Here is a 25,318-nt window from a genome sequence, read left to right as displayed (position 1 = left end):
GGGAAGGGCATCTTACATCTGGAGATAACTTTATGAACGTTATTGCAATCATGAATCACATGGGTGCCTTCTTTAAAGAAGAACCTATCCGTGAACTCCATCGCGCTCTGGAAGTCATTAATTTTAAACTGGTCTACCCTAACGACCGCGAAGATTTGCTGAAACTGATCGAAAACAATGCCCGCCTGTGTGGCGTCATTTTTGACTGGGATAAATACAGTCTGGATCTGTGCAAAGAGATTAATAAACTCAACGAGCATCTTCCGATTTACGCTTTTGCTAATACCCATTCATCGCTGGATGTCAGCCTTAGCGATCTGCGTATGCAGGTACGTTTCTTTGAATATACGCTTGGTGCTGCGGAAGATATCGCTAACAAAATCAAACAGAGCACCGATGAGTATGTTAATACCATCCTGCCACCGCTGACCCGCGCCCTGTTCAACTATGTGCGCGAAGGAAAATATACCTTCTGTACGCCTGGTCATATGGGCGGTACCGCTTTCCAGAAAAGCCCGGTAGGTAGCCTGTTTTATGATTTCTATGGCGCGAACACCATGAAATCAGATATCTCAATTTCTGTCTCGGAGCTGGGTTCGCTGCTTGACCACACCGGCCCGCATAAAGAAGCTGAAGAGTATATTGCCCGCGTGTTCAACGCTGAGCGCAGCTACATGGTGACCAACGGCACTTCAACCGCGAATAAAATTGTTGGTATGTACTCCGCCCCGGCGGGCAGCACCATTCTGATTGATCGCAACTGCCATAAATCACTGACTCACTTGATGATGATGAGCGATGTAACGCCCATCTATTTCCGCCCAACCCGCAACGCTTACGGTATTCTCGGCGGCATCCCGCAAAGTGAGTTCCAGCATGAGACTATCGCCAAACGTGTTAAAGCGACGCCGAACGCCAGCTGGCCGACACATGCGGTTATTACCAATTCCACATACGATGGATTGCTGTATAACACCGACTACATCAAGAAAACGCTGGATGTAAAATCGATTCATTTTGACTCCGCCTGGGTGCCTTATACCAATTTCCACCCTATTTATACTGGCAAAAGCGGTATGAGCGGCGGTCGGGTAGAAGGGAAAGTGATTTATGAAACGCAGTCTACCCATAAACTGCTGGCAGCATTTTCTCAGGCCTCAATGATTCATGTAAAAGGCGATGTTAATGAGGAGACCTTTAACGAAGCCTATATGATGCATACCACCACTTCGCCGCACTACGGCATCGTGGCCTCTACGGAAACCGCCGCCGCGATGATGCGCGGTAACGCCGGTAAACGTCTGATTGGCGAATCCATTGAGCGCGCACTGCGTTTCCGTAAAGAGATCAAACGCCTGAATGCGGAATCTGAAGGCTGGTTCTATGATGTGTGGCAGCCGGAACATATTGCCGAGGCGGAATGCTGGCCGCTGCGCTCAGACAGCGCATGGCATGGCTTTAAAGATATCGATAACGACCACATGTACCTTGACCCGATCAAAGTTACCATCCTGACGCCGGGTATGGATAAAAATGGTCAGATGAGCGACTTTGGTATTCCAGCCAGCCTTGTAGCGAAATACCTGGACCAGCAGGGGATCGTGGTAGAGAAAACCGGCCCGTATAACCTGCTGTTCCTGTTCAGCATCGGTATCGATAAAACCAAAGCGCTCAGCCTGCTGCGCGCCTTAACCGACTTCAAACGCGCCTTTGACCTCAACCTGCGGGTGAAAAATATCCTGCCTTCCCTGTGGCGGGAAGCGCCAGACTTCTATAAAGATATGCGTATTCAGGAGCTGGCCGCGAATATTCACCAGCTAATCCAGCGCCATAATCTGCCGGATCTGATGTATCGCGCCTTTGAAAATTTGCCGGCGATGGTATTAACGCCTTACCAGGCTTTCCAGAAAGAGCTGCACGGTGAAGTCGAGGAAGTGTATCTGGAAGAGATGGTGGGTCGGGTCAGCGCCAATATGATCCTTCCGTATCCTCCGGGCGTACCGCTGATTATGCCGGGTGAAATGATCACTGATGAAACACTGCCGGTGCTGGAATTCCTGCAGCTGCTGTGTGAAATCGGTTCTCACTATCCCGGCTTTGAAACGGACATTCACGGCGCTTACCGACAGGAAGATGGCCGTTATACGGTAAAAGTATTAAAAGATTAAAATAGAGGACAGAGGGTAACCTCCTTTGGGGAAGCAGCTGCTTCCCCTTTTTTCATCGGTCATGCGTAATTACCCGCCTGACGCCCTTTTTAACAGTGCCCGCAATTGTCCAGGCCCGCTTTGACGCTTAGCAATCCGCAAATCGCAGGATGCGCTCGGCCAGTGCCTGCGGCGTCTGCATCGGCATCAGGTGTCCTGCCCCTTCGATAACTTCCAGCTTTCCCTGCGGCAGATGCGTTTGCATCATTTCCCGCTGCGCATCAATGCCAGGTACGTTTCTGTCCTCGCTTCCCAGCACCAGCAGCGCCGGAATATCGATACGACCAATGCGTTCACGCCACTCTTCCCGGCTGCCGGATAGCGGCCAGGCGTGCCAGGCCGCCAGGCTGGCGCTCTGCGCATCGGCAATCGCCACTTCGCGTAGCGGGTCGGGCAGACGCGCGGAACAGGAGCCGTCGACAAATTTCTCCGCTTCCTGACGTGTGCCCTGATAGCTGGCCTGCGCCTCCCGGTCCTCGTCGCTCATCGGCTGCGGTCCCGGCGGCGACGGCGCAACCAGCACCAGTTTCTGCAGATAAGCGGGCCGCCGCGCGGCTAAAGCCAGCGCAACTTTCCCGGTCATGGAATGACCTGCCAGGATCACCTTGTTTAATCCCAGACCACGCAGGGTTTCATCTACCTGGCGCACCATGGAATCCACGTCATAGCCCTTCACCTCCGCCGCATCGCCAAAGCCTGGCGTGTTCAATGCCACACAGCGGTAATGACGATCCAGATAAGGCAGAGTGGGAAACCAGGTTCGGTGCGAGCCGCCCAGATAATGCATCAGCACCAGTGTGGTCTCGCCCTGCCCCTGACTACTGTAAGGAAGCATCATTCCTCCTGACACATTGCCTGATGAATGTCGCCTAAAGCCGCGATCGCTTGTTCGCTGTAACCCGCCTGCCGCAGCGGCTGTAGCACTTCAGAAACGAGATCCGGCACGTAACCGATCAGAACTTCACCGGCAGTATGTAAGGTCACTTTATCCAGCGCAGCAGGCAGCAGCAGCGATTCGGCACGCCCGATGCTAACGCTGATGCCGTTTGCCTCAACCGTTAAAGGGTCGCCCAGATTGGAAAGAATACGCGCACTGTTAAAGCTGAAGCTTTGCGACTGGCTGAACCGCCAGCGCTCCAGCGCAAAATAGGGACCGGCACAGCAGAAAAGCCGCGTCAGATGCTGCGTTTGCAACGCCAGCCCGGCCTGCGGCTGACAACGCAGCTCTGGACGCAGCTCCTGCAGCAGCGCATCGATATTTTTCTCCCACTCCTGCTGACTCAGGCGTGAGCCATCTTCCATCCGCCACGGCATAGCGTGCTGCTGGATATCCGATGTCTGTTCGATTTCATAGATCAATGTGTCAGGGCCAAAACTGTGTAACATGCCGCCAGGCACGTAAAAGGTATCGCCCGTTTTTACCGGCACCCGATACATTACCGCATCGTAATCTTCCGCCAGCAAAGCGGCCTTTAGACGCGCATTGTCAATGCCTTCGCGCACGCCCAACAGACAGGTGGCATCCGGTGCCGCCCAGAGGATATGCCAGGCTTCGGTTTTGCCGTTTGGCTGCTGTTCCAGGCGCTGCGCCAGTTCGTCATTGGCGTGTAAGTGAACCGGCAGCATGCCGGTTCCGTCAATAAACTTGCTCAGCAGCGGGAAATGCGGGCCACGCCAGCCCGGAGCAACCATCTCATCAGGATAACGCAGGGTCAGTTCGCGCAGGCTGCTGCCTGCCAGCTCGCCATTGGTTACCGAGGCGATCATGCCGTCTACGTCACTGATTTCCCAGGTTTCGGCAATCCGCGTATCGGGCAGACCCGCTTTTCCCAACTGTTGCCTGATGCGCTGACCGCCGAAGATATGCGTGGCTAACGGCGTCGTCAGCTTTAAAGGATAAGCCTTCATTGCTCCCCCTTGCGCAAAGTTAGATAACCGCGACGCCGCCGGTAACGGCGATGGTTGCGCCGGAGATGTAGCTTGCTTCATCGCTGGCCAGCATCACGTAAGTCGAAGCCAGTTCAGCAGGCTGTCCCATACGCTGCAACGGCACTTCTCCACCGAAGCTTTCTACCTGTTCAGGCGGCATGGTGGCAGGGATCAGCGGCGTCCAGACAGGGCCAGGCGCAACAGCATTGGCACGAATGCCTTTATCAGCCAGCAGCGCCGCCAGGCTGCCGGAGAAGTTAACGATTGCCGCTTTGGTGGCAGAATAGGCAAGCAGTTTCGGCTTCGGCTGATCGGCGTTCACTGACGCCGTATTGATAATCGACCCGCCGGACGGCATATGCGGTACTGCCGCCTTGCAGATGTAGAACATCGCATAGAGATTGGTTTTCATGGTGCGGTCGAATTCTTCGTCGTCGATCTCATCCAGCGCATTGCGCGTCATCTGATAAGCCGCATTATTCACCACGATATCAATTTTGCCGAACGCTTGCGCCGTCTGCGCCACAATGCTGCGGCAGTGATCGGCTTGGGTGATATCGCCTGCAATCAGCAGTGCTTTCTGTCCCGCTTCCTCAACCAGTTTCGCCGTATCTTTGGCATCTTCGTGTTCATCCAGATAGGAGATCACCACATCTGCCCCTTCGCGGGCATAGGCGATGGCAACAGCGCGACCGATGCCGGAATCACCGCCGGTAATAAGCGCAGTTTTACCTTTCAGACGGCCAGAACCCTGATAGCGGGTTTCACCATGGTCCGGCTTTGGCTGCATCTCCAGAAAGCTGCCAGGCCAGTTTTGCTGTTGTGCCTGTTGCGGATGTTGTGGACGGTTTGTCATACGTTTTTTCCTCTTATAAAAAGCAAAGTCGCCTGATAAAAACAGGCCTTTTGCCTGTGGAAAAGGGCGCTGAATCGTTACCGGTAACCAGCACTAAGTGTAGCAGCCGTCACAAAAACGCAAGGGCGGTTACGTAACGTAACAGTTTGAAGAGAAAACTATTTTTAAACGCAATAAGAGGCTACGCGGCAAGATAAGCCAGGGAAAAACATAGCGGAGAACAGCAAAAAGCCCGCTGAGCCGCACTGCGCGCCTCTACCGCAACCGTCTATACTGTGGGTTACGTTGCAAAACCCTTATGGAGGCATCATGGAAAGTGAAAGCGAGGTTTACACCCGTCCCGAACCAATTGTGGAATTACCCGAAGCAGTGTTTAACCGGCTGCGCGGCGAAATCAAGCCGCAGGCGGTGAACGAGGCTGTTCGTCTCTCTACCGTTGATGCCGATGGCTGGCCGCATGCCGCTCAGCTTAGCCTGGGCGAAGTGTTCGCCATTGATCGTCAGACATTACGTGTTGCCCTGTGGCCCGATTCTCACACCACCGAAAATCTGCGGCGCGATGGACGTCTTTCGGTGGCGCTTGCCTATGACAAAGGCATTATTGAGATGCGTGGGCGCGCGATTCAGATTGCCGAAAACGAGACCGATCTAAACCTGGCGGTATTTGAGATCGATATCGGCAATATTATGGTGCATCGCTCTGACTACGCTGAAGTCGCGACCGGCGTTACCTTTAAAATTCATGATGCGGAAAAAACGGCAGCACGCTGGCAGGCGCAACGCCATATGCTGTCATCGCTGGAGTAAACGGCACGCTTTCTTCGCCTATAAAAAAGCCCTGCAACGCAGGGCTTTTTTATAGGCATCAATAGCCCGACTTAAGCGGGCATTTAAACGCATTATCGCTGCACGCGCGCTCTGGCCGTCGCCTTGCTGCGCTATCTCTTACTCAATATCCGTTTTGAGTCAGCCACCGGTCGATATTTTTGCAGCCATTTGCCGCTGATCAAGCGTCGCCAGAAGAAGATGCCGCGCACCAGCCAGTCAAGGAACATCCCCAGCCAGACGCCCACAACCCCCATTCCCAACACAATCCCCAACAGATAACCGGCGACCACGCGCGCGCCCCACATGCTGAGCATAGAGACATACATGGTGTAACGCGCATCGCGTGCGCCTTTCAGCCCGGCCGGTAATACCCATGAAGCGGCCCAAATCGGCATACAGGCGGCATTCAGCCAGACCAGATGTTTCACAACTTCAATAACATCCGCATCGCTGGTATAAAAACGCGCCAGCAGTCCGGCAAAAGGCACGGAAAGGAAGGCCAGCACGCACAAGCCAAAGGTCGCCAGCCAGAAAATATATTTTAGCTGGCGCGTGGCCTGACCAATCTGATTTTTGCCCAGCCGCGTTCCCACAATAATGGTCGATGCGGACCCGAGCGCGTTGCCCGGCAGGTTAATCAACGAAGCAATAGAAAAGGCGATAAAGTTACCGGCAATTTCGCTGGTGCCCATTCCGGCCACAAACACCTGCGTCAACAGCTTACCGCCGTTAAACAGCACGGATTCAATACTGGCGGGGACGCCAATGCCTAATACTTCCATCAGGATCTTGCTGTTCCAGCGGCTAAAATAGCTGCGCAGCGGAATGCGTAACGCCGGGGTAAAGCCCACCATCAGCACCACAATGATACCAATTGCGCCGATATAGCGGGTGATGGTCAGCCCCAGTCCCGCGCCGATAAAACCCAGCCCTTCCCATGAGAAGCAGCCATAAATCAGCACGCCACTGATAACGATATTGAGGATATTCATCCCGCCGTTGATCAACATCGGGATTTTGGTATTGCCCGCTCCGCGCAGCGCGCCGCTGCCGATGAGCGTGATGGCCGCAGCCGGGTAGCTCCATGCCGACATTTGCAGATAGCTCAGCGCCAGCGCTTTTACCTCCGGCGAGGCGCGGCCTGCGATGCCATCAATAATCACGTGACCATAGAATTCGATCACGCCTACCAGCAGCAGAGACAACACCGTCATCAGCGCCAGCGACTGCCGGGTCGCCGCCCGGGCACGCTCCCCGTCACGCTTGCCGAGGCTGAACGCCACCACTACCGTTGTCCCTAAATCCACTGCCGCAAAAAAGGAGATCACCACCATATTGAAGCTGTCGGCCAGCCCAACGCCCGCCATCGCCTCTTTGCCCAGCCAGCTGACAAGGAAGGTGCTCAGCACGCCCATCAGCAGTACGCAGAGATTTTCGATAAAAATGGGCACCGCCAGCGGCGTGATTTCACGCCAGAACAGCACCCGATAAGAACGCCGTTTGGGATACCACGCCGTGCCTTCAATGGCGCGTCGCAGTTTGACGAGTAAAGTTTGCAAGATCGACCCGATGACTTTAATGGAGGTGAGAATAATGATGATGGGCAATGGTTAGCAATTATGCAAAATCTTTCCGTTACGGTTTAACGCTTTATTACAACTTCAGTTTTCACCGCTGCCCCGCTCAGCGCGCTTTCATCCTGCCGGGATCATACGCCAAATTTTGCCAGCAGCCAGCGCCCTGATCGCCGGAAAAAGCATCAACTACGGCCATTTTTGCTGGTTATTACAGCAAACTGATTATGCTTTCCGCAAACAGTACCGCAGGGTGAAAAAAGGGTTTTGACATCATGGGGAAAATCAGTAATATGCGCCCCGTTCACACGATTCCTCTGTAGTTCAGTCGGTAGAACGGCGGACTGTTAATCCGTATGTCACTGGTTCGAGTCCAGTCAGAGGAGCCAAATTCAGAAAAGCCTGCTTTCGAGCGGGCTTTTTGCTTTTCAGTCTCTTGTCACACCTCTGCAACACTGCTTCTGACCGCCGATCGTTATCAAAGATAAAAACGTTAAAACCGGCTTCGCAGGTAAAAAGCTAACCTGAAGTTGCTTATCGGCATGTATTTGAAGCGCAACAGCCAACGGCAGCAAACAGATATTTCCCCAAATTGATAATAAACCTCAGGTATAAAAAGTTCTCGCTTTAGTAATAATTTTCATTATCATTTCACTTTAGCTTTAATAACTGAAAATACAGCAATAATTTTTATGAAGGGTAGCGTGAAATGAAGAGAGTCATCTGCGCAGCAGGATTAATGTTTGCCTCGGTCAGTTCTGTATTTGCAACCACTTACCCTCTGACAATTGAAAATTGCGGTTATAAAGAAACCTTTAACGCCGCGCCTGAACGCGTTGTGGCATTAGGGCAAAACACCGCTGAGATTTTACTGCTGCTGGGCCTGCAAGACAGGATGGTGGCAAGTGCCTTCTGGCCTTCGAAAGTCCTGCCGGAATTAGCAGAAAAAAACAGCAACGTTAAAACGTTAACCGTTGAAATCCCTACTCTGGAATCTGTTCTGGCGCAAAACCCTGACTTTGTCGCGGCGCAGCTTCCCCTGTTAATGGGACCAGAAAGCAAAGTAGCCAGGCGCGAGGATCTCGCCACTATCGGCGTAAACAGCTATATGTCGCCGGGCATGTGCGCCACGAAAAAAGCCATCGGTGATATGTACGGCAGCCGCCAGCAGCTGTGGGATATGAGCTATCTCTATCAGGAGATAGAAGATTTTGCGAAAATTTTTAACGTTGAGGCGCGTGGTCAGGCCCTAATTGCCGATTTCAAAAAACGTGAAATAGATTTACGTCAGGAATTCAGTAAAAGTAAAAAAGACCTCTCGTTTGTGTTCTGGTTTTCCAGTTCATCCCCTTCAGCTGACGCTTACGTGGGCGGTAAAAACAGCGCCTCAGGATTTATCGCTAATGTGTTGGGCGGTCATAATGCGATCAACGCTGAAGCAGAGTGGCCCACCGTTGGCTGGGAAAGCATCATTGCCGCTAACCCGGATGTGATTGTGGTTTCTACTCTCGATCGCAACCGCTGGGCGCTCGATAACGCAGAAGAAAAAATTAAATTCCTGAAAAGCGATCCCACCGTCAGCCAGCTTGAGGCCGTGAAAAAAGGTCATATCGTCATTATGGATGGTCAGGCGATGAATCCCACCATCCGCACGCTGTATGGCGCTGAACAAATTGGCGAACAGCTCAGAAAGATGGATATTCAGTAATGGCCGATGTTGTGCAACAAGCTCGGCGGGGGATGTTTCTCTCCCTGTCGTGTCTACTCTCCGTGGTGCTGTTGATTGTGGTGATTGCGCTGGGTGTTAGCGTTGGCGAACTGGCCATTCCGCTTGAGGGCGTATTATATGCGCTGGGTAATAAAGCCGGATTAACCCATGTGCCGCTGAATCGTATCCACGAAAGCGTTATTTGGGACTTTCGCCTGAGCCGGGCGCTGGTTGCCGCCTGCTGCGGCGCGGGACTGGCTATCTGTGGCGCTGTACTGCAAAGCCTGCTGAAAAATGCTCTTGCCGAGCCTTATGTACTGGGCGTTTCAGCGGGCGCATCAACCGGTGCGGTCTCCGTCGTGGTGTTGGGTATCGGCTCCGGTGCCGTCACGCTTTCAGCTGGCGCGTTTGCTGGCGCATTCGCCGCCTTTGCTTTTGTCGCCTTTTTGACCAACGGCGCACGCGGCGGTAACGAACGAACCATTCTCGCAGGCGTAGCCGCGTCGCAGCTTTTTAACGCCATTACCGCCTATACCATCAGCACCTCCGCCAGCGCTCAGCAGGCGCGCGACGTGATGTTCTGGCTGCTCGGCAGTTTCAGCGGTGTAAGGTGGCCTGAGTTCCAGCTGGCGCTGTGTGTAGTTCTGGTAGGCCTGGCTATCTGTCTCTACTACTCGCGCGCGCTCGATGCCTTTACCTTTGGTGACGATGCTGCGCTTTCGCTTGGCATTCCTGTTGCCTGGGTACGGCTCACTCTGTTTACCACCACCGCGCTGATCACCGCCACCATAGTCAGCATGGCCGGATCTATTGGTTTTGTCGGGCTGGTGGTTCCGCATGTTATGCGTTTCTTTTTTGGCCCGTTACATCGAACCCTGTTGATCGCCAGCGCGCTGGCGGGCGCCATCCTAATGGTGCTGGCGGATATCGCCTCGCGAATGCTGATCGCGCCGCAAAGTCTGCCTGTGGGAGTGGTGACAGCACTGGTCGGCGTGCCGTTCTTTGCCATTATTATTTATCGTTCAAGGAACAAGTAATGAGCATCTCTGCTGAAAATGTCACCTGGAAGGTGGGCAAGAAGGTTATCGTAGACGATGTTTCGCTCACGGTCTCTTCAGGCGCAACCGTAGGGCTGCTTGGTCCCAATGGCTCAGGTAAGTCTTCCCTGTTGCGCCTTCTTGCCGGCATTCGTCGCCCGCATTCCGGCACGGTGATGCTGGATGGTAAAAACATCCGTCATATCGCTAAAAAACAGCTGGCTCGCCGTATCGCCTTTGTTGAACAGCATGGCGCCACAGAAGCAAACATGCGCGTGCGGGACGTGATTAAACTGGGACGCATTCCGCATCACTCCCCTTTTTCCAGCTGGAACCCGCGCGATGATGAGATCGTGACTGAAGCGCTGCAAAAAGTGGATATGCTGAAATATAGCGATCGGGGATGGCAGAGTCTGTCCGGCGGCGAACGCCAGAGAGTGCATATCGCCAGAGCGCTGGCGCAAACGCCTGGCGAAATCCTGTTGGACGAGCCGACCAACCATCTGGATATTCATCACCAGATACAGTTAATGAAGCTTATCACCGAGCTGGGAGTAACAAGCATCGTGGCTATTCACGATCTTAACCATGCGGCGATGTTTTGCGATGCGCTGATCGTTATGCAAAAAGGCAAGGTGGTCGCCAGAGGGACGCCGCAGCAGGTGCTGACCGAGTCACTGCTGTGGGAGGTATTTCAGGTGGAAACCAGGATTGAAATCTCTCCCTATCACGGCAAAAAACATATCCACTACATCTCGTAACGTCAGGCTATTTTCATGTTTTTGCCTTTTCAGAGACCGGTAACGCAGGTCTGGCCGCCGGTTTTATTAGGTAGCCAGTTTGTTTTCAATATTGGCTTCTACGCCGTGGTGCCTTTTCTGGCGCTGTTTTTACGTGACGATATGCTGCTCTCCGGCGGCGCGATTGGGCTGGTGCTTGGACTACGCACTTTCTCCCAGCAGGGCATGTTTATCGTAGGCGGTGCGCTGTCAGATCGGTTTGGCGCGCGCGTTGTTATTCTTTGGGGCTGCTTTATCCGCATCGCGGGATATCTGTTACTGGCGTTTGGTCACACCCTGTGGCCGATCGTTCTTGGTGCCTGTCTCACCGGCATTGGCGGGGCGTTATTCTCGCCCTCTATTGAGGCGCTCCTCGCTAAAGCAGGCCAGCAAAGCGAGGCCAGCGGTAAACGCAGCCGCGCCGAATGGTTTGCTCTTTTTGCCGTCTGCGGCGAGCTGGGCGCCGTGCTTGGCCCGGTATTGGGGGCACTGTTTACCGGGCTGGGTTTCCGTTTGGTTGCGTTTGCCGGGGCCGCTATTTTTTTGCTGGCGTTAATCGTTCTTTCTGTTTGTCTGCCGCGCAGCGAGACAAAGCCACCCTCTCAGCAGCGGACGGCCTGGTGGGGCGTACTCCGTCAGCCACGGTTTGTGGTGTTCATTATTGCATACAGCTCCTGGTTGTTGAGTTACAACCAACTCTATCTGGCGCTGCCGGTGGAAATTCAGCGCGCCGGGGGCAATGAGAAAGATTTGGGGCCGCTGTTTATGCTGGCTTCATTGTTGGTCATCACCTTACAGCTTCCTCTGGCGCGTTTTGCACGGGTTATCGGGCCTGCATGGAGCCTGCCGACAGGCTTTGTTCTGGTGTCAGCCTCTTTTCTGAGCGTGGCGCTTTTTGCGGCGCATGAGCCGTCTGCAGGCTGGTTGCGTTTGTTGCCTGCGGCCTGCTTCGTCACGCTGCTGACCTTTGGGCAGATGTTACTGGTGCCCGCCGCGAAAGATTTTATCCCCCGTTTTGCTGAGGAGACGACGCTCGGTGCCCACTACGGCGCGCTTGCCAGCGCGGGCGGTTGCGCGGTGCTGGCTGGCAACTTTCTTTTTGGCGGCCTGCTGGACCGCGCGCTGACGCCCTCAACAGAAGCGATTACGCCCTGGCTGCTGCTGGCGCTGTTTCCGTTCTGTAGCGCGGGCATATTAATCCTGCTCTGCCGCCAGATGCGCAGGCGTTAACCGCGCGCCCGGCTGCGGCCAACCGCCTCAGCTCGCCAGAAAAAAGCCCGCTCAGGTTCCCCCTGGCGGGCTTGTGGCATTCAGCACCTTACGGCATCAGGCCAACACTTTCAGTTTCGTTATCTGCAGTTCAGCACGACCTTCGATAGTTTCCATCAAACGCAGGAACGGCGCGGCTTCGCTGTGCTGTTGCAGATGCGCTTCAGATTCCCAGCGCTCCAGCAGCACAAAGTGCTGCGGATTATCCAGATCCTGGTGCAGCTGATATTGCTGGCAGCCCGGCTCGCCCTGCACGTCGCGCTCCACGGTGCGCAGCGCCTGCTCAACCACTTCCGCTTCGCCTGCTTTTGGGATCACGGTGGCGACAATAGCGATAACTTCACTCATTTTGTTTCTCCCTGGATCGGTTTGATACATAGCGTCAGGTCAGAATAGTCGATATTGCGCCGCGAACGCATAGCGGTTTCTGTCAGAAGGCACGCAGCGCTTAAATTTGGCGAATAACTGCTGCGTTTTTAAGCTTGAAATTCCTGAATCGGCCAATATATAGCGTTCAGGATTGTCTGAAACTTGATTATCGGGAGCCTGGCGAATGAAACCGTGCGATGAAACCCTCTCTCAGCAGCCGCAAAAAATGGTGGCGGCGGCTAATCAGGACTCCGTTCAGGAGTTGCTCGCGCTGCTACAGCAGCAAAATTTGCCGCCGGAAACCGCGCTGGCAAACCTGGCGGTGGCAATGTCTCAACTCATGGCTAACACCGGCTGCCATCAGTTTATTCTTAGTAACCCGCTCTCACAGCTGTTGGTGCTGCTGCAAACCGGCGCGCCTACCCATAGCCATATGATCCATTAAGGCACGTCCGTTGTTGGCGGCAGCGCTGCCTGCCGCTTCCCCTGCTTAGCCTGCCACGCCTCGTTACCTGCTTATAACGTCTACACTTACCCGGTTACCTGATTAAGGGCCGTCATCGTAGCGGTCCGTGCTGCATTTTTTGATAAACGCAATGTGGGCAGTGCTGCCAGGCGCTGCCATCCCCTTATCCTGTTACGGGAGACCGCTATGGCTCAGCAACGAGTAATGCGCCTGCGCATCAACGGAAATGAACACCCTCTGGCGCTTGACGCGCGTGTAACCCTTCTCGATGCTCTGCGTGAACACGCCGATCTGCCGGGAGCAAAAAAAGGCTGCGATCACGGCCAGTGTGGCGCCTGTACCGTACATATCGACGGCGAACGGGTATTAAGCTGTCTGACGCTGGCGGCGCAGGCGGAAGGCCATGAGATCACCACCATCGAAGGGCTGGCTGGAGCGGATGAAACGCTGCATGCGGTGCAGGCAGCCTTTTTACGTCACGATGCCTTCCAGTGCGGCTACTGCACGCCGGGACAGATTATGTCCGCCGTGGCCTGTATTAATGAAGGCCATGCCAACAGCGACGATGAAATCCGCGAATATATGAGCGGCAATATCTGCCGCTGTGGCGCTTATCCCTTTATTGTCGCGGCGGTGCGCGAAGCGGCGCAGCAGCTACAACAGGAGCAAACGGCATGAGAGAGTTTGATTATCTACGCGCCGAAGATATTGCCAGCGCGACGGCCGCCACCAGCGTGCCGGGCAGCCGTCTCCTGGCGGGCGGCACCACCCTGATCGATCTGATGAAATGCGATGTCGAGCAGCCCGATCGCCTGATCGATATTACCTCCCTGGCGGGGATGTCAGCGATTGAGCTGGAAGAAAACGTTATTCGCATCGGCAGCCTGTGCAAAATGAGTCAGGTCGCGCAACACGAAGCATTGCAAAACATTGCGCCCGCCGTGATCCAAAGCCTCACCAGCGCCGCCTCCGCCCAACTGCGCAATATGGCGACCATCGGTGGCAACATCATGCAACGTACGCGCTGCAGCTATTTTCGCGATGCGCACGGCTACCAAAACTGCAATAAACGTCATCCCGGCTCTGGCTGCGCCGCCCGTACCGGTATGAATCGTAATCATGCCGTGTTGGGCAACAGCGAACATTGTGTTGCCGTCTATCCCGGCGATCTGGCGGTGGCGCTAACCGCGTTCGATGCCACACTGCAGCTTCAGGCGGTGGATGGCAGCGAACGCCGCGTCACCGTTGAAGAGTTTTTACTGCTGCCAGGCGATCGTCCCGACCAGGAGCAGGATTTACACGCCGGTGAAATAATTACCGCCGTTGAGATTCCGGTAACCGCCGCGCTGCAGCGTTCACACTATCTGAAAGTACGCGACCGCAGCTCTTATGAGTTCGCTGCCGCCAGCGCCGCCGTCGGGCTGGAGCTGGAAGAGGATGGCGTTACGCTGCGCGAGGTACGCATTGCGCTGGGCGGCGTCGCAACCAGGCCCTGGCGGCTTCGCGCGCTGGAACAGGCGTTGCGTGGCAAACCTTTTAACGAGCAGCAATTGCGTGACCTGGCGCCGCTGGCGATGCAGGAGGCCAGCGCGCTGGCGCACAACGGTTATAAAATTACGCTGGCGCCGCGCGTTATCGTACGGGCGTTGCTGAATGCGGGAGGCATAGCATGAGCGAGACCATCAAACGGCATAATCCCGACAGCGCGGCTCACGCACTTCAGGGGCTGGGCGCTCGCCGCGATCGCGCTGACGGCAAGCTGAAAATTCAGGGGCTGGCGCGCTACGCTGTTGATCACCCGGTAGATAATCTGTGTCATGCGGTGGTGGTACAGTCTTCCATTGCCGAAGGGGAAATCAGCCATATCGATAGCGTAAAAGCACGGCAAATGCCGGGCGTGCTGGCGGTTTACACCCATGAAAGCGGGTTGACCATTCATCCTGCTGCCACCTTCGCCAGCGGCGGCGCGGCGGCGCAATCTTTTGTCCCGCTGCAAAGCCCGCGCGTACGCTGGAACGGGCAGCATGTGGCGCTGGTGGTTGCTGAAACGCTGGAACAGGCGAAAGCCGCAGCGGCCAGCATTCACATTGATTACGTTACGCAACCAGCGATTATTCATCCGGATGACCCACTTGCTCAGCCAAAACCGGTGGAGGATTTAAACGTTGACTGGGGCGACGCCCGGCAGGCAATTCAGCAGGCGAGCGTCTCGATTAGCGGCACCTATACCACGCCGCGCGAATATAATCTGCCGATAGAGCTGCACGGCTGCATCGCTGACTGGCGCGATGGTGAACTGACCTTATGGGAGCCAAGCCAGTGGGTCGGCGGTGCGCGTAGCGTGGTGTCGCAGTGGATGGGGATCGATATTGATAAAGTCCGCGTGCTTTCGCCCTTTACCGGCGGCGGTTTCGGTTCGAAAGGTGGCATTCAGCCTCACTCAGCGCTGGCCTGCGCCGCCTCGCGCGCGCTGGGCCGGCCGGTCAAGCTGGTGCTGACGCGCGGGCAAACCTTCACCGGCTTCGGCGGACGCCCCCGCACTCATCAGCAGTTGACGCTGGCGGCCAACAGTGACGGCAAGCTACAGGCGATTGTACATAAAAGCTGGAATGAAACCGCCCGTGAAGATACGCATCTTGAACCCTGTAACTCAGTTACTGCCCTGATGTACGCGGTGCCAAATTTTTATTCACGTCATAGCCTGATACCGGTCAATACCGTGAATCCCGGCTGGATGCGTGCTCCGGGCGAAAACCCCAGCAGCTGGGCGCTGGAAGTGGCAATGGATGAACTGGCGTATGCGCTGAAACTTGACCCGCTGGAATTACGTCTGCGTAACTATGCGGAAGAAGATCCGCAGGCTAACCTGCCGTGGAGCTCACGTCGGCTGCGTGAAGCCTATTCCGCCGGCGCGCAGGCGTTTGGCTGGTCGCAGCGCCCGCCGGAGCCAGGCACCCTGCGTGAAGGTCGACAGCGTATTGGCTGGGGTATGGCTTCCGGCAGCTATCCGGTGCGGCGTACACCGGGCGAAGCAGGGATCACGCTGCGTCAGGATGGCACGCTGGAAGTGCGCAGCAGCGGTGCCGATATTGGCACCGGCACCTATACCATTCTGGCGCAAACCGCCGCCGACGTGCTGAGCGTGCCGTCAGAACAGATCAGCGTGCTTTTAGGCGACACCAGCCTGCCGCGCGCGCCGGTGGCTGGCGGCTCGCAGTTAGCGAATCTCCTGACCGCCGCAGTATACAAAACCGCGCTTAAGCTGCGTGAAGAGCTGATTACGCTGGCGCTCGGCAGCGCTGAATCGCCGCTGTTCGGGGCCAGACGCGAGGATGTGATGCTGGCGGAAGGTCAGCTACGCCTGTTCAGCCAGCCGGGCAGCAGCCTGAGCTTTACCGAGCTGCTGCGCGTCGCCGGAAAGGAAACGCTGGAGGTGCAGGCGGATACCTTTCCTTCTGACGCCACACAACAAGATCGCGATGCCGCTGACCGCACCTCGTCAAAGATGATCCCGCCCACTTCCGGCGGCTTTTCTGCCCATAGCTGGAGCGCTATTTTTGTCGAAGTGGCGGTTGATGAGGATTTCGGCACTATCCGGGTTCGCCGCATCGTGGGCGCTTTCGACAGTGGTCGCCTGTATAACCCGAAACTGGCGGAAAGCCAGTGGATCGGCGCGATGGTGATGGGGATTGGTCAGGCGCTGCTGGAGGAAGGCTTGATCGATGACGATAATGGCCGCGTGCTTAACGCCAGCCTGGCGGACTATCTGGTAGCGGTGAACGCCGATATTCCGGATATGGAAGTGATCAACGTCGGCGAACCTGACTATCAGGCCAGCGCGTTGGGCGGCAAAGCGGTCGGCGAACTGGGCATTGTCGGCGTGGCGGCCGCCATCAGCAATGCGGTGTTTCACGCCACCGGCAAACGCATCCGCGATCTGCCGATTACGCTGGAGAAAATGTTAGCGGACTAACGACTCGGGCGGAATGGTTCTAAGCTATAGTGCAATGCAAAGCTGAAAACCTGAGGAGAAAAAATGGCTAACGACCATTTCGCTAATGGACTGAATACGGCGCAGGCGCTGGAGCAACTGGATGCGCTCTATTACCAGGCGGTGAGCGCCCTGCGTGACGCCATTAAAGCCTTTGTTGAAGAGGGCACGCTGCCGGATCCGCAGGCGCGTGCCAACGGGCTGTTTGTTTATCCGGAGCTGCGTATCAGTTGGGACGGCACCTCGCCGCAGAAAAACCGCAGCCGGGCCTGGGGACGCTTCAGCCACGCCGGAAGCTATGCCACCACGATCACTCGCCCGCAGCTGCTGCGTCACTATCTGCGCGAACAGCTGGCGGTTATCGAACGTGATTATGAGGTCACGATAGAAGTTGGCCCGTCGCGCCAGGAGATCCCCTTCCCTTACGTGATTGACGGCTCCGACTTTGGGCTGGACCGCACGATGAGCAGCGCGCTGGCGAAACATTTCCCTACCACCGATCTGGCGAATATTGGCGATGAAACGGCAGACGGCATTTTCAACACCACCAGCATTTTCCCCCTGAGCCACTTTGACGCGCTGCGTACCGATTTCTCGCTGGCGCGTCTGCGGCACTACACCGGCACGCCGCCGGAACATTTTCAACCTTTTGTCCTGTTTACCAACTACACGCGCTATGTGGATGAATTTGTACGTTGGGCCTGCGAGCAGATTAAAGATGAGAACAGTCCTTATACGGCACTCTCCTGCGCTGGCGGCGCGCTGATTACTCAGGAAACGGAGAATGCTGAAGCCGCCCTCTCCGACCTGGCGTGGAAAAAGCATCAAATGCCCGCCTGGCACCTGATCTCGCCAAACCAGCGTGGTATTACGCTGGTAAATATTGGCGTGGGGCCATCAAATGCGAAAACCATTTGCGATCATCTTGCGGTATTGCGTCCGCACGCCTGGCTGATGATTGGCCACTGTGGCGGCCTGCGGGAAAGTCAGCAAATTGGCGATTATGTCTTGGCGCATGCCTATCTGCGCGACGATCACGTACTGGATGCGGTGTTGCCGCCGGATATTCCTATTCCCAGCATTGCCGAGGTGCAGCGCGCCCTGTATGACGCTACCAAAGAGATCAGTGGAATGCCGGGCGAAGAGGTAAAAATGCGGCTGCGTACCGGTACAGTGGTTACCACCGACGATCGTAACTGGGAGCTGCGCTATTCAGCCTCGGCGCTGCGCTTTAATCTCAGCCGTGCCGTGGCGGTGGATATGGAAAGCGCCACCATCGCTGCGCAGGGCTATCGGTTCCGCGTGCCCTACGGCACCATGCTGTGCGTTTCCGATAAACCGCTGCATGGCGAGATTAAACTGCCCGGTCAGGCTAACCGCTTTTATGAGGGCGCCATTTCCGAGCATCTGCAAATTGGCATCCGGGCGGTGGAGCTGCTGCGCGCCGAGGGCGATAAGCTGCACTCACGCAAGCTACGTACCTTTAACGAGCCGCCTTTCCGCTAAATATGCATAAAAAAGACGCCTGCGGGCGTCTTTTTTAGTATGCCGAAATTATGCCAGCTTGATCATCACCATGCCCACCAGCAGCAGCAACAGACCAACCCAGCCGCGCGGACGCAAACGCTGTTTAAACAGGATCCATCCTGCCGCCAGCGTTGCGATGACGCCAAAGCCGCCCCACAGCGCATAGGCGACCGCCAGATCGATGCCCTTCACCGCCTGCGCCAGAGCGCTGAAAGCGCCCATTACCATCAGCAGTGACAGGAGCCCTGGCAGTGGTTTGCGAAAACCATCCGAGTATTTAAGGAAAATATTCGCAGTGATTTCCAGTACCACCGCCAGCATTAAAAAGGCGATATGCCATCCATTAAGCGGCTGCATGCAACTCTCCTTTTTCATCTTTACGTTTGCCAGCTTTGTCGGTACCACCGTGCAATAACAGGATACCGGCAATCAATACCATCAGGCCAAGCCCCTTTATCAGCGGCAGCGATTCAGCGAACAGGGTGACGCTACAGAGCGTAATCAGCAATACACCAACGCCTTCCCACAGCGCATAGGCCACGCCAAGCGCAATACGTTTTATCGCCAGTGATAACGCAATATAGGAAAGTGTGATCATGACATACATCATCAGATGTCCCAGCATGCCGCCGTACAGACTGGCATACTTCATAGAGAGCGTACCCGATACTTCTGCAACAATAGAAACTGCCAAAAAAAACCAATATTTCATCTTTAAACCCTCAAGATGGTAAAAACATAACTACTTACTGCTAAAGCGGCCAAAAATGCGCCCTACAGTAAAAATCTGCATAAAAAAACTTTTTATGAAAGTGTTAACCATTCTTCCGGTAAGCAGCCTGAGCCAGAATACCGGCACGCGGAATACGCGTATGGTCACAGAAGAGTAAACGGGGCTACAGCTCGCTACACCAGTGGGTTTCGCAAGTGACTATCGGCGAGATAAAACCAGTGACGAAGAAGTGTGATGAGAATGTCTTACTACCTTTCAGCATAATTTTTCACTGTGTCAGTAAGTAAAATGACCTGCTTCAGTGCCTCATTAAGTTAATAAATTACAGCTTAGAGTGAAATATAGCACGAAAACGCTATTTTCTGAAATCTCTCATTTATCAGCACGGATTTTCCTGATTTAAATCAAATTCTTTTGGGATTTGCAGGTGGAGTAAAGCGATAAAAATCGCTAATGCGTGGCATACAGGATCATGTCAGAAAGCGGGCGCAGCAAAGCAAGGGCCGCCACCGTAGACGGCCCGGAGAATCAGGCGCTCAGCCAGCCCAGCTTAATCACGAACAGCAGCGAAAGTACAATCAGCGCTGCGTTCAACTCATGACGGCGGCCGCTTAACAGCTTCACCAGCGTCCAGGTTATAAAACCAAAGGCGATGCCATTAGCGATGGAATAGGTCAAAGGCATGGTCAGGGCGGTTACGGTGACCGGCGCAGCGGTAGTGATATCTTTCCAGTCGATTTCAGCCAGTCCGGCCGTCATTAATACTGCGATAAAAAGCAACGCAGGCGCGGTCGCGTATGCTGGCACGCTGGAGGCGAGCGGCGAAAAGAACAGGCTGAGAACAAACAGGAAGGCCACAACAATCGCCGTGAGTCCGGTTCGGCCGCCCGCGCTGACGCCTGCGGCGGATTCGATGTAGCTGGTGGTGGTAGAGGTACCCAATAGCGAACCAAACAGCGCGGCGGCGCTGTCGGCAACCAGCGCTTTGCCCATTTTCGGGATATTGCCCTGCTCATCCGCCAGGCCGGCGCGTTTGGTAACGCCAATCAGCGTGCCGGAGTTATCAAATACATCCACAAACAAGAAGGCAAAAATCACGCTGACCAGAGAAATATCCAGCGCGCCTTTGATATCCAGCTGCAAAAAGGTGGGCGCGATAGAGGGCGGTGCGGAGAAGACTCCGGCAAAAGGCGACAGACCAAGCCCTATTGAGATAAAAGTGACCACCAGAATGCCGATCAGCACCGCGCCGGTTACGCGCCGCGCCTCCAGCACCACAATAATAATAAAACCCAGCATCGCCAGCAGCGGGCCAGGTTTGGTTAAATCTCCCAGCCCCACCAGCGTCGCTGGATTGGCAATCACTATGCCCGCACTTTGCAGCGCAATAATGGCCAAAAACAGTCCGATTCCTGCCGCGATACCGGAACGTAGCGGCAGCGGAATGCTGGTAATAATCCATTCACGAATTTTAAAAATTGATAAGGCGAAGAAAATCAGCGCCGACAGAAACACCGCACCCAGCGCGATTTGCCAGGTGTAGCCCATATGCAGTACCACGGTATAGGTGAAAAAAGCGTTCAGCCCCATCCCCGGCGCCAGTGCGATAGGATAGTTAGCAATCAGCCCCATCAGCAGCGAGCCAATTGCTGCCGCCAGACAGGTGGCAACGAAAACCGCGCCCTTATCCATCCCGGCGGCGCTAAGGATCGTAGGGTTAACAAACAAAATGTAGGCCATTGCCAGGAAGGTGGTGATACCGGCCAGCACTTCGGTACGCACCGTGGTGTGGTGTGCTTTTAGTTGAAATAGTTTTTCCAGCATGCTGCTTCTCTCGTAGCGTTAACGTCGTCACTTGCGTGAAGTTTCTCTTGCCAAAATAAAAGGAATAAGAGCATTCCTGATTAGCAAGAGCTATGCCACAGCAGCTACCTCGTGTTTTCAACCACGGCGCTATTCCGGGTTGCTTTTTATGCGCCTCCGCCCTGCAATAGGGCACCATAAAACCGCACCGCACCAGTATGGTGCTAACCGTAACGGCCTGCGCATCAGTGCAGATACCGAATCATCAGTTATTAACAGACAGCAACCTGCGCGCTGCGCGGCAGCACCATGACCATATCGCCACAGGTCAGCATCAAATTAATGCCCTGCCCGTTTAGCGGCCACTCACGCAAAAATGCGATCACCTGTGGCGGCAGCTGCGGCGCGACGGCGCGGCGCTCCTGAATCCCTGGCCCACGCAGGCGCAGCGTCAGGCCGCCGTTAAGTGCCGGAACCTCCAGGATCACCGTGGCACCCGCCGCTGCAATGGCATGCAGGTCAGGGTTGCTGTCGCTGTGCAGCAACGCCAGGGCAGCAGACTGGGTATGGCTCAGCGGCGCGCTTCCGGCCTGGTACAGAGCATCGCGCAACTCAGGTGTATCCAGATATTCATCCAGCCACAGCGGAGTATCCGCTTCGCTCAGGGTCATCAACAGCGCCGTTGCCGCAGGTGAGAGGCCTGCCCAACGCTGAGCGCAGGGCAGCGTGACGGCTACGCCAGCTTCGTTCATGGCTTTTAAAATTCTGCGCAGCACAGGCTGCGTGGCTACTACAGGGCGGTTTAAGCTCGCCAGTAAACTCATATTCTTCTCCGTTAGGTACAGCATGATGGCTACTTTGCCGCAGCTAAATGACAGCTGGGTTACGCGGCGGTGGCAGCATGATGAATTTGTGTTAAGTCTGGCTACCCACCCTGCCACTGGTTAGCATCATTAATAAAAATATCATTCACTCCTAATGTTAGATCAAAACGTTAGATTTGCCGCTTCGCCAGTATCCATATGGAGCAAAATCTATTTTATCTGTCACAATTAACTATCAGAGAGCAGTGGCATGAGTGGAAAAATGTTTAATAAAGATCAACTACCAGACACTTTTCGACGCGAGTTTATTCGTGAAGTGGTTTTGCCATTAGCAGCGGTCTTGTTCATTACCTGGTGCGCAGCCAGCTTCAGCCTGGTATGGACGGCAAAACACAACAACCACGAGGCGCTGGTACAACAGGAAAATATCGTTAAAACCGCGTTTTCTCAGAGCATGACCGAACATGTACGCCAGTTACACAGCCTGAGCAACTGGCTGCCTCTGGCCCAGTATCTGCAGCAGCCCGGTAAGGATACGCGCTGGCTGGACGATAATATCGGCAGCTGGCTATATGAGATGTTTGGTCATCAGGACATCTTTATCCTTGATGCGCAGGGCCAGGCGTTGTATGGCTGGCAAAACGGAAAGCGCAGTGAGGGCCCTTACTGGAGCAAATTTGAACCTGCGCTGTCACCCTGGCTGGTACGCCAGAATGAGCTGGGCATTCAGGATTTGGTTGATTATGTGAAAATTGGGGAGCGTGCGGCACTGGTAGCCATCAGTAATATTAGTACGGAAGGCAATAACAGTGGCTTCAGGATTATTGGCATTAAATATCTCGACGATGGTTTTCTCAATGCGCTGGCCCAGCGCAGCCTGATCGATGGTTTGCACTATATTGGCGATCGCCCCACGCCTGCCGATCAGGCACGCTTTCAGCTTACCTCGCGTCTCGGCTTTTCCGCTGGCTATTTTGCCTGGCGACCAGAACAACCTGGCAGTGACATAGTAAAAATGTTGATGCCGTTGATCGGCGCGTTACTGCTGGTTACCACTGTGGTTTGTATGGTAATGATGTATCGCCTTTGGCGCATGCAGCTGGGTCTGGCTCAGTCGATATTACGTCTGGGCGCCAGCGAAGCCCAGGCGCAGCATCTGGCTTTTCATGATGTGCTTACCGGCCTCCCTAACCGCGCGCTGATTGACGATCGGCTGACGCAGGCGCTGGCGCGTGCGACGCGTAACCGCAGTCAGGCGGCGCTGCTGCTGCTGGATCTCGACCGCTTTAAAAATATCAACGACACCTATGGCCACCATGCCGGTGACGATTTAATCATTGAGGTTTCACATCGCCTTGCTGCGCTATTGCGCGACAATGATACCGTTGGACGCATAGGCGGCGATGAGTTCGTTATTGTGATGGAGGATATTCAGGATCTCAGCGCAATTGATGTGCTGTGTCAGGAAATTCTCGATGCGCTGGCGAAGCCTTATAAACTGCTGGGCAGTGAAGCCTGGATTGGCGTCAGTATCGGCATCACGGTCGCACCGCAGGACGGGCTGGATCGTCAGGAGCTGATGCGCAAAGCAGATATTGCGCTGTACGAGGCGAAAAACGAGGGGCGTGCGCAGTATCGCCATTTCGCGCGTGCCATGGACGAATCGGTACAAACACGTCAGCAGATTGCAGCCGATCTGCGTCATGCGCTGCAGCAGAAACAGGGGCTGGAGGTCTGGTACCAGCCCTTAATGGACGTGAAGGGCGAACGAATTTTAGGATTTGAAGCCTTGCTGCGCTGGAAGCACGCGCAACGCGGGTTTATCGCGCCGTCAGAGTTTATTCCTATTGCCGAAGAAACCGGATTAATTTTACAAATCGGCGAATGGGTGCTGCGCGAAGCGTGCCGGGTTTCTCTACGCTGGCCAACGCTGACAATCGCCGTTAATGTCTCGCCGCTGCAGTTTCGCGCCGCCGGGTTTGTACAGCGTGTTAAAGATATCGTGCAGATGGAAGGCGCTAATCCCCGCGCTCTTGAGCTGGAGATTACCGAGGGCGTACTGATTGATAATGAGCCAGAGGCTCGCGCCATTATCATTGCCCTGCGTGAGGCCGGCTTCCGCATCGCGCTGGATGATTTCGGCACCGGCTACTCCAGCCTGAACTACTTAAGCAATTTCCCGGTGGATAAAATCAAAATTGACCGCTCCTTTACCCAGTCGCTGGGCGTGGCGGAGAACTCAACGGCGATTATTGAATCTGTCGTCCGGCTTGGTCATGCCATGGGCCTGACGGTTACGGCAGAAGGCGTAGAAACAAACGGGCAGATGCTGGCACTGGCTGAGGCGGGCTGCAACCAGCTACAGGGCTATCTGTTTAGCCAGGCAGTGCCGTCTGAACAAATTGCTCTGATGCTGGAAAAGCGTAAAGCAGGATAAATGCCTCACCCTTAAACCGCTGACAATAGTTTCAGGGCGAGGCGGCTTGTTCCGCTATGCTGTGGCTGAGCTGGGCTTTACGCCGGGAAGTCGGTGCCAAGTGAGGTTTCTCGCCACGCTTCAATCTGCGCCAGCCGCTCACGGAGTTTATTGGTGACCGCTTCAAAGCCAAACGCTCCCATCACCAGATGGCGCGGCGGATGGGCATTTTCAGTAATCGCAATCATTGCGGCGGCGGCGCGCGCCGGATCGCCCGGCTGTTGGCCACTGTAGCCTGCGGTATTTTTCATGCGCACACCAGCGGTTTCGGCATAATCATCGATACGGTTTTCTGTCTGATGCAATGAGCGCCCCGCCCAGTCGGTGCGGAATGGCCCCGGCTCAACGCAGGTAACCTTGATGCCCAGCGGCTCACCCTCAACCGCCAGCGCATCGGACCAGCCTTCTACCGCATGCTTGCTGGCGGCATAGTAGCCGGAGCCAGGAAAACCAATCAGGCCCGCCACCGAGGTAATATTAATAATATGCCCGCGCCGCGCCTTGCGCATAGCCGGGAGCACCGCACGCGTCATGGCGAACAGACCAAAAACGTTAGCATCAAACTGCGCGCGGATCTCTTCTTCAACGCCCTCTTCAACCGATGACTGATAGCCATAACCTGCATTATTTACCAGCACATCAATGGTGCCAAACTTCTCCAGCGTTGCCTTAACCGCACCATCAATATTGGCGCTGTCGGTGACATCAAGCGCCAGCGCCAACGTCTGCTGTTCTTTACCCGGCACCAGGTCCGCAACTTTTTGCACATTGCGGGCGGTAACCACCACGTTAAATCCACGTTCAATCGCCTGCTTCGCCAGCTCACGGCCAAAACCGGTAGAGCAGCCGGTAATAAACCACACCGGGCGCGTTTCAGTTGTCATGCTGTTTTCCTTATGTGCGATCGGGCGAAGCAGGAAACTCCGTTAACTCACGGATATG

The 25,318-nt window shown here is 55.0% G+C and carries 22 protein-coding genes and 1 tRNA gene; 13 read left to right on the top strand and 10 right to left on the bottom strand.

The genetic code is table 11. From position 1 onward, the window contains the following. Nucleotides 1-32: 32 nt before the first annotated feature. Nucleotides 33-2,168: a lysine decarboxylase CadA gene (locus ACQE3Z_RS03160; protein WP_426972115.1), complete on the top strand. Its 2,136-nt coding sequence runs from the start codon at nt 33-35 to the stop codon at nt 2,166-2,168. 127 nt (nt 2,169-2,295) lie between these two features. Here ACQE3Z_RS03160 and ACQE3Z_RS03155 read toward each other — a convergent pair whose 3' ends face one another. Genes ACQE3Z_RS03155 through ACQE3Z_RS03145 form a run of 3 tightly spaced genes read right to left on the bottom strand, consistent with a single transcriptional unit; the run spans nt 2,296 to nt 4,992 of the window. Continuing rightward, on the bottom strand, nt 2,296-3,042 hold the full coding sequence (locus ACQE3Z_RS03155; RefSeq protein WP_426972114.1) for an alpha/beta fold hydrolase: 747 nt from the start codon (nt 3,040-3,042) through the stop codon (nt 2,296-2,298). Next, a complete protein-coding gene (locus ACQE3Z_RS03150) occupies nt 3,042-4,115 on the bottom strand; it encodes a class I mannose-6-phosphate isomerase (RefSeq protein ID WP_426972113.1) in 1,074 nt (357 codons plus the stop codon). Before ACQE3Z_RS03150 ends, ACQE3Z_RS03155 begins: the two co-directional genes overlap by 1 nt. A gap of 19 nt (nt 4,116-4,134) precedes the next feature. Then, entirely contained in the window at nt 4,135-4,992 is an 858-nt protein-coding gene (locus ACQE3Z_RS03145; protein ID WP_426972112.1) for an SDR family oxidoreductase, read from the bottom strand. A gap of 309 nt (nt 4,993-5,301) precedes the next feature. Here ACQE3Z_RS03145 and ACQE3Z_RS03140 point away from each other — a divergent pair, with 309 nt between their 5' ends. Beyond that, the gene (locus tag ACQE3Z_RS03140) at nt 5,302-5,799 is read left to right on the top strand and encodes a pyridoxamine 5'-phosphate oxidase family protein (protein ID WP_085071259.1); all 498 of its coding nucleotides are present in this window, start codon (nt 5,302-5,304) and stop codon (nt 5,797-5,799) included. A gap of 131 nt (nt 5,800-5,930) precedes the next feature. On the opposite strand, the gene ACQE3Z_RS03135 is transcribed toward ACQE3Z_RS03140, so the two are convergent. Then, on the bottom strand, nt 5,931-7,379 hold the full coding sequence (locus tag ACQE3Z_RS03135) for an EmmdR/YeeO family multidrug/toxin efflux MATE transporter (RefSeq protein WP_250650245.1): 1,449 nt from the start codon (nt 7,377-7,379) through the stop codon (nt 5,931-5,933). A gap of 328 nt (nt 7,380-7,707) precedes the next feature. Between ACQE3Z_RS03135 and ACQE3Z_RS03130 the strand changes: the two genes are divergently transcribed. The 5 genes from ACQE3Z_RS03130 to ACQE3Z_RS03110 all read left to right on the top strand — a co-directional run bounded on the left by ACQE3Z_RS03130 (nt 7,708) and on the right by ACQE3Z_RS03110 (nt 12,148). After that, nucleotides 7,708-7,783 (top strand) — tRNA-Asn (locus tag ACQE3Z_RS03130). 320 nt (nt 7,784-8,103) lie between these two features. After that, complete coding sequence (locus ACQE3Z_RS03125; protein WP_426972110.1) at nt 8,104-9,102, top strand: ABC transporter substrate-binding protein; 999 nt, start codon at nt 8,104-8,106, stop codon at nt 9,100-9,102. A gap of 32 nt (nt 9,103-9,134) precedes the next feature. After that, nucleotides 9,135-10,139: a FecCD family ABC transporter permease gene (locus ACQE3Z_RS03120; RefSeq protein WP_426973045.1), complete on the top strand. Its 1,005-nt coding sequence runs from the start codon at nt 9,135-9,137 to the stop codon at nt 10,137-10,139. Beyond that, complete coding sequence (locus ACQE3Z_RS03115) at nt 10,139-10,900, top strand: ABC transporter ATP-binding protein (RefSeq protein ID WP_426972109.1); 762 nt, start codon at nt 10,139-10,141, stop codon at nt 10,898-10,900. The genes ACQE3Z_RS03120 and ACQE3Z_RS03115 overlap by 1 nt, the downstream gene beginning before the upstream one ends. 15 nt (nt 10,901-10,915) lie before the next feature. Continuing rightward, complete coding sequence (locus ACQE3Z_RS03110; protein ID WP_426972108.1) at nt 10,916-12,148, top strand: MDR family MFS transporter; 1,233 nt, start codon at nt 10,916-10,918, stop codon at nt 12,146-12,148. Between the two features lie 96 nt (nt 12,149-12,244). On the opposite strand, the gene ACQE3Z_RS03105 is transcribed toward ACQE3Z_RS03110, so the two are convergent. After that, nucleotides 12,245-12,535, bottom strand: coding sequence for a putative quinol monooxygenase (locus ACQE3Z_RS03105; RefSeq protein WP_250650258.1), 291 nt, complete (start codon nt 12,533-12,535; stop codon nt 12,245-12,247). Nucleotides 12,536-12,740: 205 nt separating this feature from the next. Here ACQE3Z_RS03105 and ACQE3Z_RS03100 point away from each other — a divergent pair, with 205 nt between their 5' ends. The 5 genes from ACQE3Z_RS03100 (at nt 12,741) to ACQE3Z_RS03080 (ending at nt 18,519) form a co-directional block, all read left to right on the top strand. Continuing rightward, nucleotides 12,741-13,001, top strand: coding sequence for a hypothetical protein (locus ACQE3Z_RS03100; RefSeq protein WP_085071250.1), 261 nt, complete (start codon nt 12,741-12,743; stop codon nt 12,999-13,001). A gap of 207 nt (nt 13,002-13,208) precedes the next feature. After that, a complete protein-coding gene (locus ACQE3Z_RS03095) occupies nt 13,209-13,700 on the top strand; it encodes a (2Fe-2S)-binding protein (protein ID WP_426972106.1) in 492 nt (163 codons plus the stop codon). Continuing rightward, nucleotides 13,697-14,695: an FAD binding domain-containing protein gene (locus ACQE3Z_RS03090; RefSeq protein WP_426972105.1), complete on the top strand. Its 999-nt coding sequence runs from the start codon at nt 13,697-13,699 to the stop codon at nt 14,693-14,695. The genes ACQE3Z_RS03095 and ACQE3Z_RS03090 overlap by 4 nt, the downstream gene beginning before the upstream one ends. Beyond that, nucleotides 14,692-16,995 (top strand): xanthine dehydrogenase family protein molybdopterin-binding subunit, encoded by a 2,304-nt coding sequence (locus ACQE3Z_RS03085; protein ID WP_426972104.1) that lies wholly within the window; start codon nt 14,692-14,694, stop codon nt 16,993-16,995. Before ACQE3Z_RS03090 ends, ACQE3Z_RS03085 begins: the two co-directional genes overlap by 4 nt. A gap of 63 nt (nt 16,996-17,058) precedes the next feature. Beyond that, complete coding sequence (locus tag ACQE3Z_RS03080; RefSeq protein ID WP_250650262.1) at nt 17,059-18,519, top strand: AMP nucleosidase; 1,461 nt, start codon at nt 17,059-17,061, stop codon at nt 18,517-18,519. Nucleotides 18,520-18,567: 48 nt separating this feature from the next. Here ACQE3Z_RS03080 and mdtI read toward each other — a convergent pair whose 3' ends face one another. The 4 genes from mdtI to phnH form a co-directional block, all read right to left on the bottom strand. Continuing rightward, nucleotides 18,568-18,897 carry a multidrug/spermidine efflux SMR transporter subunit MdtI gene (mdtI, locus tag ACQE3Z_RS03075; RefSeq protein WP_426972102.1) on the bottom strand — a complete coding sequence of 110 codons (330 nt, stop codon included), beginning with the start codon at nt 18,895-18,897 and terminating at the stop codon, nt 18,568-18,570. Then, a complete protein-coding gene (gene mdtJ, locus ACQE3Z_RS03070; RefSeq protein ID WP_426972101.1) occupies nt 18,884-19,252 on the bottom strand; it encodes a multidrug/spermidine efflux SMR transporter subunit MdtJ in 369 nt (122 codons plus the stop codon). The genes mdtI and mdtJ overlap by 14 nt, the downstream gene beginning before the upstream one ends. 549 nt (nt 19,253-19,801) lie before the next feature. Next, a complete protein-coding gene (locus ACQE3Z_RS03065; protein WP_426972100.1) occupies nt 19,802-21,097 on the bottom strand; it encodes an NCS2 family permease in 1,296 nt (431 codons plus the stop codon). 251 nt (nt 21,098-21,348) lie between these two features. Beyond that, nucleotides 21,349-21,900: a phosphonate C-P lyase system protein PhnH gene (gene phnH, locus ACQE3Z_RS03060; RefSeq protein ID WP_426972099.1), complete on the bottom strand. Its 552-nt coding sequence runs from the start codon at nt 21,898-21,900 to the stop codon at nt 21,349-21,351. A gap of 262 nt (nt 21,901-22,162) precedes the next feature. On the opposite strand from phnH, the gene ACQE3Z_RS03055 reads away from it, so the two are divergent. Then, nucleotides 22,163-24,337, top strand: a complete 2,175-nt coding sequence (locus tag ACQE3Z_RS03055; protein WP_426972098.1) for a bifunctional diguanylate cyclase/phosphodiesterase — start codon at nt 22,163-22,165, stop codon at nt 24,335-24,337. 77 nt (nt 24,338-24,414) lie between these two features. Here the strand turns inward: ACQE3Z_RS03055 and ACQE3Z_RS03050 are convergent, their stop codons facing one another. Beyond that, nucleotides 24,415-25,260, bottom strand: a complete 846-nt coding sequence (locus ACQE3Z_RS03050) for an oxidoreductase (RefSeq protein ID WP_426972097.1) — start codon at nt 25,258-25,260, stop codon at nt 24,415-24,417. Between the last annotated feature and the right edge of the window lie 58 nt (nt 25,261-25,318).

It is taken from the genome of Pantoea sp. FN0307 (assembly GCF_050113815.1).
Taxonomy (GTDB): Bacteria; Pseudomonadota; Gammaproteobacteria; order Enterobacterales; family Enterobacteriaceae; genus Mixta; species Mixta alhagi.
Note: the sequence above shows the minus strand (reverse complement) of the source record. Positions and strands in the feature narration are given on the sequence as shown.